The sequence below is a fragment of the Winogradskyella sp. genome, assembly GCF_965228925.1.
Taxonomy (GTDB): Bacteria; Bacteroidota; Bacteroidia; order Flavobacteriales; family Flavobacteriaceae; genus Winogradskyella.
This window is the reverse complement of record NZ_OZ245845.1, coordinates 3,055,883-3,068,232: the sequence shown is the minus strand read 5'-3', so window position 1 is coordinate 3,068,232 and position 12,350 is coordinate 3,055,883. Positions and strand designations below refer to the sequence as shown.

General features: G+C 38.9%; 9 protein-coding genes. 6 read left to right on the top strand and 3 right to left on the bottom strand.

Translation table 11 applies throughout. The annotated features are described in order from the left end of the window. Nucleotides 1-76 precede the first annotated feature (76 nt). A complete protein-coding gene (locus tag ACO052_RS12780; protein WP_422104165.1) occupies nucleotides 77-1,231 on the top strand; it encodes a redoxin domain-containing protein in 1,155 nt (384 codons plus the stop codon). A 49-nt stretch (nucleotides 1,232-1,280) separates the two neighbouring features. Here the strand turns inward: ACO052_RS12780 and ACO052_RS12775 are convergent, their stop codons facing one another. Next, entirely contained in the window at nucleotides 1,281-1,934 is a 654-nt protein-coding gene (locus tag ACO052_RS12775; protein WP_422104164.1) for a rhomboid family intramembrane serine protease, read from the bottom strand. A gap of 56 nt (nucleotides 1,935-1,990) precedes the next feature. On the opposite strand from ACO052_RS12775, the gene ACO052_RS12770 reads away from it, so the two are divergent. Then, nucleotides 1,991-2,887, top strand: a complete 897-nt coding sequence (locus tag ACO052_RS12770; RefSeq protein WP_422104163.1) for a lysophospholipid acyltransferase family protein — start codon at nucleotides 1,991-1,993, stop codon at nucleotides 2,885-2,887. Here the strand turns inward: ACO052_RS12770 and ACO052_RS12765 are convergent. Together ACO052_RS12765 and glmM are read right to left on the bottom strand one after the other, a co-directional pair. Beyond that, the gene (locus tag ACO052_RS12765) at nucleotides 2,874-4,385 is read right to left on the bottom strand and encodes an aminotransferase class V-fold PLP-dependent enzyme (RefSeq protein WP_422104162.1); all 1,512 of its coding nucleotides are present in this window, start codon (nucleotides 4,383-4,385) and stop codon (nucleotides 2,874-2,876) included. The two genes, ACO052_RS12770 and ACO052_RS12765, sit on opposite strands and share 14 nt — an antisense overlap. 30 nt (nucleotides 4,386-4,415) lie before the next feature. After that, entirely contained in the window at nucleotides 4,416-5,804 is a 1,389-nt protein-coding gene (glmM, locus tag ACO052_RS12760; protein ID WP_422104161.1) for a phosphoglucosamine mutase, read from the bottom strand. Between the two features lie 70 nt (nucleotides 5,805-5,874). Between glmM and ACO052_RS12755 the strand changes: the two genes are divergently transcribed. From ACO052_RS12755 to ACO052_RS12740, 4 genes are all read left to right on the top strand, one after another. Continuing rightward, nucleotides 5,875-6,477 carry an ACP phosphodiesterase gene (locus ACO052_RS12755; protein ID WP_422104160.1) on the top strand — a complete coding sequence of 201 codons (603 nt, stop codon included), beginning with the start codon at nucleotides 5,875-5,877 and terminating at the stop codon, nucleotides 6,475-6,477. Then, nucleotides 6,474-8,177 carry a gamma-glutamyltransferase gene (gene ggt, locus ACO052_RS12750; protein WP_422104159.1) on the top strand — a complete coding sequence of 568 codons (1,704 nt, stop codon included), beginning with the start codon at nucleotides 6,474-6,476 and terminating at the stop codon, nucleotides 8,175-8,177. Before ACO052_RS12755 ends, ggt begins: the two co-directional genes overlap by 4 nt. A gap of 221 nt (nucleotides 8,178-8,398) precedes the next feature. Further along, complete coding sequence (locus tag ACO052_RS12745) at nucleotides 8,399-11,662, top strand: S41 family peptidase (protein ID WP_422104158.1); 3,264 nt, start codon at nucleotides 8,399-8,401, stop codon at nucleotides 11,660-11,662. Nucleotides 11,663-11,680: 18 nt separating this feature from the next. Beyond that, nucleotides 11,681-12,349, top strand: a complete 669-nt coding sequence (locus ACO052_RS12740) for a DNA alkylation repair protein (RefSeq protein ID WP_422104157.1) — start codon at nucleotides 11,681-11,683, stop codon at nucleotides 12,347-12,349. Nucleotide 12,350: the final 1 nt, after the last annotated feature.

Genomic DNA, 12,350 nt, shown 5'->3' with positions numbered 1-12,350 from the left:
TATAATTCACATGGGATACCTCAAGTTTTTGGGCTTAGTTTTTATATTTGCAAAGCAAAACTTAGAAACTTAAAAAATGAGAAAGATATTGATCATACTTGCTATAGGTTTAATGTTAGCGAGTTGTAAACAAGAGAATCGAACAGATTATGTCATTAATGGGAATACTGAAGGTATTCATAACGGCATTAGAGTGCGCTTGGCAAAAATAGATGAAACCGGAAATCAAGTCATAAAAGACTCGGCCATAGTAATGGATGGAAAATTTAGTATAAAAGGCGCCGTTGAAGAGCCTAGCGTTTATTTTCTGTCCGTAGATGGAACCCCTGGTAATGTTGTATTTATGTTAGAAAACAGTGCTATAGACATTAATTTCAATAAAGAAGTGCCAATGAAATCTGAGGTCACTGGTTCTAAATCTAACGAAGGCTATCAGGATTTTCAAAATGGCATGCTTCCATTTAGAGATGAAGGCACCGCGATAATGGAAGCTTTTAGAGCCCTAGGTGCTGATGCAGCACCAGAAAAAAGAGATTCTATTGGACAGGTCATGGAGGAACTTAGAGCACGACAAAGTGCCTACCCGCTTAGTTTTGTAAAAGACAACAATGACCGTTATTTTAGTCTTAGTCTTATGGAATTGGAATCGAGCAGAAAAGGTTTTGACATCCTAGGATATAAAGAAGCTTTTGAAAACTTTACGCCTAAGCTAAAAAACTCAAAAAAAGGGGCCATTGTAAAGCAAAAACTCGATCAACTTTATGAAGTTTATGAAAAAACGGCCCACCTGGAAATTGGGAGAATAGCTCCAAATTTTGAAGCACCAACTCCTGACGGAACTCTTGTGAGTTTAGAGAATTTAAAAGGAAAAGTCACCATCATTGACTTTTGGGCGGCCTGGTGCGGTCCATGTCGAAGAGAAAACCCAAATGTGGTTAAAGTATACAACACATATCATGACAAAGGCTTAGAAATTATAGGGGTATCCTTAGATGGACAGAGCAGACAACAAGATCCCAAAAAAGCATGGTTAGACGCTATAGAAAAAGATGGCTTGACTTGGCATCATGTTTCAAGCCTTAAATATTTCAATGATCCCGTAGCCAAAATGTATAATATACAGTCTATTCCAGCGACTTATATTCTGGACGCCGATGGTAAAATTGTGGCAAAAAATTTAAGAGGACGCGCCTTGGAGCGTAAAGTTCAAGAGCTACTTGGAGAGTTTTAAACACATTGCATATCATACAATAAAAAAGCTTGCATTCTGCAGGCTTTTTTTAATGCAATTTTCCTGTTTTGTAGAGCACATACAGAACAATAATTGGTATGGCCAAAAGTCCTATATGGCCTAAATCAGTTTCAAACAAACTCGGCATTAAAACTAATGTCACGGCATATCCCCCTACCGCACCACCAAAATGCGCATCGTGACCAATATTACCAATTCTATTTTTCATACCGTAAATAGAATATAGTAAATAACCGATTCCAAAAACATAACCTGGAATTGGTATTGGAACAAAAAACATATATAAGTTCATTTCTGGGCGCAACAATATAGCAGCATATAAAATACCTGTAACGGCACCACTGGCACCTACCGCACTATACCAATATTCTTCCTTATGGAAATATAGGGACAAAAGATTCCCAAAAACTAAGCTCGCTATATAAATAACTATAAAGTGAAGCTGTCCCAATTCAGAAATTACTGCATTAGCAAAGAAGTACAAGGTCAACATGTTAAATAACAAATGCGTCGTATCCACATGTAAAAAGCCAGAACTAAACATCCGAATTTGTTCGCCACGTCTTATACTCCCCACGTTGAATTTATACTTTTCAAAAAATAAACGGTCGTCAAAACCTTTTAAGGACATGATGACATTTGCTGCAATAATCGCAATAGTGACTGGATCTAAATTGTACATAAAATATCTATTGAGCCAAATATAATATATTTGCGCTTCAGAAAGAACACGCTTTTATGCAACTTATTGCCTACATATGTATTTATCCGATACTATGGTTAATTTCCCTTTTTCCATTTAAGTTGCTATATGCTCTATCTGATATTATTTGCTTTATCGTCTATAGAATTATTGGATACAGAACATCTACCGTAAAAAGTAATCTAAGATTGGTTTTTCCTGATAAATCTGAAAAAGAGATCAGCAGTATTACCAAAAAATTCTACAGCCATTTATGTGATTTATTTCTCGAAATGATAAAAACTTTAAACATTTCAAGAAGTCAGTTAAACGCGCGTTTTATTCTCAAAAATCCAGAAAAAATCAAAGCCCTTCAACATTCCGAACACAGTTCTATTCTCATGTTTGGACATTATGCAAGCTATGAATGGTCCATAATGCTACAATCGCATATTGATATTCCAGGTTTGGTGCTCTACAAGAAAATTGCCAATTCCCATTTTGATCATTTAGTGCGGCGTATCCGCTCTAAATACAATACCGAACTCGTTGATTCTAAAAAGGCTATCGGTAGAATAAAAGAACTCCATAAGGCCAATGATAAGCGCATGATTGCCTTTCTTAGTGATCAATCCCCAAAACTGCGTGCCAACAGTGTTTGGTTAGATTTTATGGGTATTACTGTACCGAGTTTTGTCGGTGCCGAAGCTGTAGCTAAAAAATATAATTACCCTATTGGGTTTTTAAAAATTGATAAAGTGAAGCGCGGCCATTATGAGGCTGAAATTGTTAGTCTGTCCGAAAATCCAAAAGAAGAACCCGATTTTAAAATCACCGAAAAATTCAATCGCCTTTTAGAAGCGCAAATCAAAGCTAAGCCAGAATTTTACCTGTGGACCCATAAGCGCTGGAAACATAAAGATAAAGCGCCTAAAACCACTAATCTAAATTAAACCAATGATCCACATTGGTGGCGCTACAGGGCTGGTCGATCTGGGATTTATGAATAAACTCATTATTGCACCTCGAATATTCATAGTCTTTCGCCCATGTACTGTGATTTTTGGCCAAAGCTATAATACTATCACAAACAAATTCTATTTCGGTATCAGTGGTGGTCGGATGTATAGACATACGGATCCAACCTGGTTTTCGTACCAAATCGCCTATAGAAATTTCATCCGTTAGTTCTTTAGATGTTTGCTGATCGACATGCAATAAGAAATGGCCATAGGTCCCTGCGCAACTGCAACCGCCTCGTGTTTGAATACCAAATCTGTCGTTCAATAGTTTAACACCAAGATTATAATGTAAATCATCAATATAAAAGGAAATCACTCCTAGCCTATCTTTATGCTGACCTGCAAGAATATTGATATTCGAAATAGGGTCTAACTTCTTAAAGATAGTCGCAATCAACTGATGTTCGCGCTCTAGTATATTCGCTACTCCCATTTGTTCTTTCAGCCTAATGGCAAGTGCCGTTCTAATCGTCTGAAGAAATCCCGGTGTACCGCCATCTTCACGGTCTTCGATATTATCAATGTACTTATGTTCGCCCCAAGGATTAGTCCAACTCACGGTACCACCTCCTGGACAATCGGGGACCATATTATTATAAAGTTCTTTGTTAAATATTAAAACCCCAGAAGTTCCTGGTCCACCTAAAAATTTATGAGGTGAAAAGAAAATAGCATCCAACTGGGCGTCCTTATCCTCGGGATGCATATCTATATCAACATAAGGCGCCGAGCAGGCAAAATCAACAAAACAGACACCACCATGTTTGTGCATCAGTTTTGCAACATCGTGATATGGTGTTTGGATACCTGTAACATTAGAGCCACCTACAATAGAACATATCTTAAGCGTGCAGTCTTTATACTGTCTTAGTAATACTTCAAGATTTTCAAGACTGAACAAGCCATGGTCATCCGGTGGTACCACTTCAACTTTGGCCATGGTCTCTAACCAAGAGGTTTGATTAGAATGATGCTCCATATGCGACACAAAAACCACAGGGCGAATTTCATCTGGAATATCGGCATAAGGCCTTAAATTCTCGGGCACCTTAAGTCCCAAAATACGTTGAAACTTATTAATGACACCAGTCATTCCATTGCCGCAAACAATTAAAACATCATCTTCATTGGCATTGACGTGATCCTTTATGATGTGTTTTGCTTTGTGATACGCCTTGGTCATTGCCGTTCCAGAAACCGTAGTCTCCGTATGCGTATTGGCGACAAATGGCCCGAAATCATTCAATAGCTTTTCTTCAATAGGCCTATATAAACGACCCGAAGCTGTCCAATCGGTATAGATGATTTTTTGTTCTCCAAATGGAGACATAAAGGTTTGATTCTGACCAATAATATGCTTTCTGAAGTGGTTAAAATAAGCCTCCAAATTAGCAATGTCATTCTTCTTAATATCAGAAACAAGAGCCATAAAAATAGTGTTAGGTACCCGTCAAAGATACTAAATATTGGCAACTGCCTTAATTTCCCCTATAAAACGATCCGCTAAGCCATCCGCTGCTTCTTGAGACGGTGCCTCGGTATAGATTCTAATGATAGGCTCTGTATTACTCTTGCGTAAATGCACCCATTTATCTGAAAAGTCAATTTTAACGCCATCAATAGTTGTTAGGTCCTCATGACTGTAATTGGATGCCATAGTGCTCAAAATCTTATCTACATCCAACTCTGGCGTTAACTGGATTTTCTTTTTGCTCATAAAGTAATTTGGATATGTAGCTCTTAACTCACTTACCGTCATCTTCTTTTCGGCTAAAAGACTTAAGAATAAAGCTACACCAACTAAAGCATCACGTCCATAATGTAATTCTGGGTATATGATGCCACCATTGCCTTCCCCACCAATAACCACGTTATTTTTCTTCATAAGCTCTACAACATTCACCTCACCTACCGCACTAGCTTCATACGTACCGCCATACTTTTCTGTAACATCGCGCAACGCACGAGTCGAACTCATATTACTTACTGTATTCCCAGGGTGTTTACTTAGCACGTAATCGGCACATGCTACTAAGGTATATTCCTCACCAAACATATTTCCATTTTCATCCATAAAGGCCAAACGATCGACGTCTGGATCGACCACAATTCCGAAATCTGCATGCTCCTTGACGACTGCTTCTGCCAAATCCCCTAAATGTTCTTTCAAAGGTTCAGGATTATGAGGGAAATGTCCTGTGGGGTCACAATACAACTTCACGGCGTGGACGCCTAAGCGTTCTAATAGTAAGGGTATAGCAATACCTCCTGTTGAGTTAACGCCATCTACAACCACTTTAAAATTTGCAGCTTCAATTGCTTTTTTGTTCACTAAAGGTAGGTCCAATACTTCATCGATGTGCAAATCGATATATGCTTCATTTTTAGTGATTTTGCCTAGGTCATCCACTTCAGCAAAGCTCATCGTATTGGACTCGGCAATATCTAAAATCTTTTGGCCTTCCTCACCATTTAAAAACTCGCCTTTATGATTTAATAGTTTTAAAGCATTCCATTGTTTGGGATTATGGCTGGCCGTTAAAATAATGCCACCATCAGCGTGCTCCATAGGTACAGCCACCTCAACGGTTGGTGTTGTAGACAATCCTAAATCTATCACATGGATTCCTAATCCAACTAAGGTATTCATCACCAAACTCTGAATCATTTCACCCGAAATTCGCGCATCCCTGCCAACAACGACTCTGTAGTTGTCTTTGTTTCGCTGCTGTTTAATCCAAGTACCATAGGCAGCAGCAAATTTAACGGCATCAATAGGTGTTAAATTATCTTCAACAGCTCCCCCAATAGTACCTCGGATTCCAGAGATCGATTTTATTAAAGTCATAGATTTTCAATTTTCAGCAAATATAATATCTTAAACCTATTTTGTTATTATGAATTTGTAAATTCGACAAATGAATTTTCTTGCCCATATATATCTATCTGGCGATAACGAATTAATAAGCATCGGTAATTTTGCCGCGGATGGCGTTAGAGGTAAAAACTACGAATCGTATTCAGACGAAATTCAGGTTGGTATATTACTCCACCGAGCGATTGACAGCTATACCGATGCCCATCCCATCTTTAGAAAGAGCACCAAACGCTTGCATAAACATTATGGGCATTATAGCGGCGTTATTGTCGACATCTTTTATGATCATTTTTTGGCAAAAAACTGGAAGATGTATTCGGATACACCTCTAGCCGTTTATGTCGATAATTTTTACCAAAGCTTAAAAAAGCACATGGCTATGCTACCACCAAGGTATCAACATATTGCGCCCATTATGATTGAAGGTAATTGGCTTTTGAGTTATGCAAGTATAGCTGGTATTCAATCCGTTTTAAACGGTATGAACCGAAGAACCAAAGGCATTTCTAAAATGAACGAAGCGACAAGAGAACTAAAGGCCTACTATCAGGATTTTGAAGACGATTTTACGACATTTTTTGAAGCGCTTATCGTTTTTAGTGAACAAAAGCGTTTAGAACTTAAACAACTGTACAAGCTATGACTCGTATTGCGCTACTGGTATTCATCTTATTGGCCTGTTTAAATTGTAAAGATCAATCGAAAGCCCGTGTTTCCGAACCCTCTAAACAAGGACTGATCGCCAAAAATGCGATGGTGGTAAGTGCTCGGAAAGAGGCTTCAGAAATTGGTGTTGCCATTCTAAGAAAAGGAGGAAATGTGTTTGATGCAATGATGGCTACGGAGATGGCCCTAGCCGTTTGTTATCCTTACGCTGGCAACTTAGGAGGTGGTGGGTTCTTAGTCTACAGAATGGCGGATGGCACAAAAGGAGCCTTAGATTACAGAGAAAAGGCACCTCTGGCAGCGACCAAGAACATGTATCTCGATGCCAATGGTAATGTCATCAAAGATTTAAGTACTGTAGGCCCAATGGCTGTTGGAATACCAGGAACAATAGCAGGTATATTTAAAGCCCAAAAAAGATTCGGTAAACTTAAGGTTGAAACTATTTTAGAACCTGTCATCGCATTAGCTAAAAACGGCTATGTTATTACGGCTAAACAAGCAAAAAGAATTTCAAAATATGACAGTATTATGACGGCTGTCAATGGAAACCCAATTCTTTACAACAAAAATTTAAAAGCAGGTGATACCCTTACAAATTCGAGTTTAGCAAGTACCTTAGAGCGTATTGCAAAGCATGGCCCTGATGAGTTCTATAAAGGAGAAACCGCTAAAACATTGGTCACTTTCCTTCAATCGAAAGGCAGCATCATTACCTTAGAAGATTTGGCTAAATATGAAGCCATTTGGCGAGACCCAATTACATTTCAATACGACGATTTAACGATTACCTCGATGTCGCCACCAGCTTCTGGTGGTATCTGCTTAGGACAAATAATGAAAATGATAGAACCTTTTGATCTCAATGATTATGGGCATAACTCGCTGAAAACGATTCAAGTTTTAGTAGAGGCCGAAAAGCGGGCCTATGCCGATCGAAGTCATTATTTAGGTGATCCTGATTTTGTGGATATTCCTGTCAATACTTTAATAAGTGATGTCTATCTTCAAGATAGAATGAGAGATTTTTCTTTTACTGCCCCGACGCCTGTAGATTCCATTGCTCATGGTCATATTATGGGCTATGAAAGTGATGAAACCACCCACTACTCTATTATCGATCAATTTGGAAATGCTATTGCGGTCACTACGACATTGAACGGCGGTTATGGCTCTAAGCTTTATGTTAATGACTTGGGGTTTTTCCTAAATAATGAAATGGATGATTTTAGCAGTAAACCTGGCGAGCCCAATTACTATGGTCTAATTGGAGCAGAAGCGAATAGTATTGTTCCGGAGAAACGTATGCTAAGTTCGATGACACCAACCATTGTCGAAAAAGATGAAGACTTCTATATGTCTGTTGGAACACCAGGTGGATCGACCATTATCACCTCGGTGCTACAGACGATTTTAAATGTTCATGAATTTGGATTGACCATGCAAGAAGCTGTTGACGCCCCACGTTTTCACAATCAATGGTTACCAGACGAAATCAGAATGGAACCCCATGTATTCGATATTCAACTAAAAGAACAGCTAAAAACGCTCGGCTATATCATCAATGAAACCAAAACACCTGTTATCGGTAAAGTCGATGGTATCCTAAAGCTTGAAGATGGCACATTGGAAGGCGGTGCAGACCATAGAGGTGATGATACTGCTGTAGGGTTTTAACCAATTGTATATTTTCTAGCCTTCTAGCCTTCTAGCCTTAAATTGTCAGTTCGAGTGATTTTTTCTGACTATGAAGAAGAAAAAATTGTATCGAGAACTATTTAAGGACACAAAATTCACAACTTGGTTTTAACATTGTTTTACGAGAATAACATCGTCTATATTGTATATTTAGGGACTTTGAATATTCAGAATACAATTACTTCTTAAAACCAACCGAAATGCGACAATTATCTGTTTTTATAGCATGCTGCTATACATTATTTAGTTTTTCTCAAGGCACACAATTATTAAGACAACCAACACTTCACGGAGATGATGTGGTCTTTGTTTATGCCAATGACTTATGGAAAGCCTCTATCAGCGGAGGAACTGCAATTCGATTAACCAGTGATGACGGTTACGAATACAATCCTCATTTTTCAAATGATGGGAAAATGATAGCATTTACGGCACAATACGATGGTAATGTCGATGTATTTGTTGTGCCTTCTGAAGGTGGAGAACCCAAGCGATTGACTTACCATCCAAGTGGGGATATCGTTCAAGGCTGGACTCCGGACGGTAAGGTCTTATTTCGTTCGAGTCGTGAGGCACAACCAACGATGACCAACAAATTCTTTACGGTATCAACTAACGGTGGTTTACCAGAAGCTTTGGATATTCCAAGAGCGGCATACGGGGAAATGTCTACCGATGGTAAGCATATCGCCTACACTCCTATTACGGGTTGGGATGCTGAGTGGAGAAATTATCGCGGAGGTCAAGCCATGCCTATTTGGGTAGTCAATATGAAAACTAAAGATTTAGTCCGAACAACCCAACCTACCAAAGAACGTCATTTGGATCCTGTTTGGTTAGACGGCGTTGTCTATTTTATGTCCGAGCGTGATTATACGATGAATATATGGTCCTTCAATCCTTCAACTAAGGAAGAAAAGCAAATTACCTTCCACAAAAAATTTGATGTTAAAAGTCTAGATGCAAGTAAGGATAAGATTGTATACGAGCAGGGCGGTTATCTTCATGTTTACGATCCAAGCTCTGGCAATACTAAACAGTTGAACATTGATGTTAAAGCAGATTTAAATTTCTACCGTACCAAATGGGATAATGTTTCTGCGTTTCGATTGGCTAATCCAAATGTTTCACCTAAAGGAAAGCGTGCCATTTTTGAACATCGTGGTGAAATCTTTACTGTTCCTAAGGATAAAGGCACTTGGATGAATATTACCAATTCACCGGGTGTTGCGGACCGTACACCAATTTGGTCCCCTAAAGGAGATAAAATTGCTTGGTTTTCTGATAAAAGTGGCGAATATCAGTTGATGTTAGCGGATCAGGATGGACAAAATGCTGAGGCTATTACATTACCCAATCCGACCTTCTACTTTCAACCGGATTGGTCCCCTGATGGTAAGCATATTGCGTATACAGACACACATTTTAATATTTGGATCATCGATTTAGAAACTAAGAAAACAAAGCAGATTGATACCGATCGCTATGCACATCCTGTGCGCTCAATGAACCCTAAATGGTCTCCAGATAGCAAATGGATCGCCTACGCCAAACAACAGGACAGCCACTTTAAGGCCATTTTTGTCTATAATATCGAGACCAAGAAAACCATTCAAATAACGGACCCCATTGCCGATGCCATTACACCAGTTTGGGATGCTTCTGGAAAATATATCTACACGTTGGCTAGTACCAATTATGGTTTACAAAGTGGTTGGCTAGATATGAGCAATTATGATCCTGGTGCTAACCTCAGACGCAGTCTTTATGCTATTGTATTAAGTGCTAGTGATAAAGCACCTAATCTGCCTAAAAACGATATGGAAGCTGTTGAAAAGAAAGAGGATAAAAAGGATGGGGACAAAGACAAAAAGAAAGATGATAAAAAATCTGATGGTGTAACCGTTACTATAGATGAAGATGGTATTTTCGACAGGGCTGTTGCTTTAAGTTTACCAGCAAGAAACTATGTGGCCCTGCTTAAGGGTCCAAAACATAAGGTATTTATTGCCGAAGCAATTCCAAATGAACGTGGCCTCAAAGTGCATTCTTATGATGTGGAAAAAGAAAAAGCAACCGATTTTGCAGATGGTATATCACAAATGGTTGCGTCGGATGACAGAAAATCCATTCTATTAAGAAAAGGTAGTAGTTGGGTGATGGCTGGTACTTCCGCTCCACCGAAACCTGGGAAAGACAATCTAAAAATAAACATCAAAATTAAACTAGATCCAAAAGCTGAAGCCCATCAGATCTTTAAAGAAGGCTGGAGATATATGCGCGATTTTCTTTATGTCGACAATGTACATGGAGCACCTTGGGACGATGTTTATGAATGGTATGCACCATGGATAGACCATGTACGACACAGAACCGATTTAAATTATGTTGTGGATATTATGAGTGGTGAAGTTGCTGTAGGACACTCATATGTATCAGGTGGTGATTTCCCTGATGTCGATTTCGTTTCTGTGGGTCTATTAGGTTGTGATTTTGAAAATGATAATGGCAATTATAAGATTTCGAAAATCTATTCTGGTGAGCGTTGGAATCCAAATACCGATGCACCACTTTCAAAACCAGGCATTGATGTTAATGAAGGTGATTACATTTTAGCCATTGATGGAAAACGTTTAAGGGCTAATGCAAATCCATATGAATTATTAGAACAGACCGCTGGTAGAGAAATTAATATTACAGTGAACGCCACACCATCAATGACTAATGCCAGAACCGTTTTAGTAAAACCAGTTCGTAGTGAGCGCAATCTAAGAAGTATCGATTGGGTAGAAGACAACAGACGAAAAGTGGATAAATGGTCTAATGGTAAGCTCGCCTATGTGTATGTGCCTAATACTAGTGGTGGTGGATTTGCATCTTTCAATCGCTATTATTTCTCGCAGCAAGATAAGAAAGGAGCAATTATTGATGAACGTAATAACGGTGGTGGTTCTGCCGCAGACTATATGATCGATGTGATGTCTCGCGAACTCTTTGGGTATTTTAATAGTAAAGCCGGAGATAAACGACCTTGGACCACACCTATTGCAGGTATTTGGGGACCAAAAGTGATGCTGATCAATGAGCGGGCCGGTTCTGGTGGCGACTTGTTACCTTACATGTTTAAAATGAAAAATATTGGGCCGCTAATCGGTACAAGAACCTGGGGAGGACTTGTTGGTACTTGGGATACCCCACGTTTTATAGATGGTGGACGTATGGTAGCGCCAAGAGGTGGATTTTATGATATTGACGGCGAATGGGCTGTTGAAGGTGAAGGTGTAGCACCAGATATTGAAGTGATTCAACACCCCAACGAAACCTCTAAAGGTAATGACCCGCAGTTAGAACGTGCCGTAGCCGAAGCTATGAAGCTCTTAAAAACTCAGGAATTCGAGTTAAAACCTGAACCAAAAGCCCCGGTACGCTGGAAACGTCCAAAAGGCTACAAATCGGATAAATAATGATGTTTCCAAGCGTTAATGGCTTTTGTTAATCAACTTAGAACGCAATTAGAAGCACATAGAAATCAGGATAATGCCCTGCAGATGCAGGCATACATGAAAGATTTATTTCCTTTTTTGGGTATAAAAGCACCACAGCGCAAGGCCTTACTTAAGCAGATCGTAAATTCCGAAAAAGAGGAGCTAAACGAAAATTGCCGGCCTATAGTTATCGCACTCTATGAATTAGAAGCACGCGAGTTTCATTATTGCGCTATAGAGTTAGTGTATAAATTTTTGAATAAGAAGTATATCGAAGCTGATTTCGACTATATCTCAGATTTGATTACCACTAAACCCCATTGGGACACTGTTGATTTCATCGCTAAACATATTCTAGGTAACTACATCCTACAATATTGGGATAAAAGATATGAGTATATTTCGCTATTATCTGGTTCTGAGCATATGTGGCTTAATCGATCCGCCATACTTTTTCAACTAGGTTATAAAACCAAAACAGACATTGAGATTCTTTTTAAAGTCTGTAAAACACATGCAGATTCAGATGAGTTTTTTATTCAAAAAGCAATTGGTTGGGCACTAAGAGAATATGCCAAGACTGATCCAAAAGCCGTTATAGATTTTACAAACCAAGTACAACTAAGACCTCTCAGCAAAAGAGAGGCTCTAAAACGATTAAGATAAA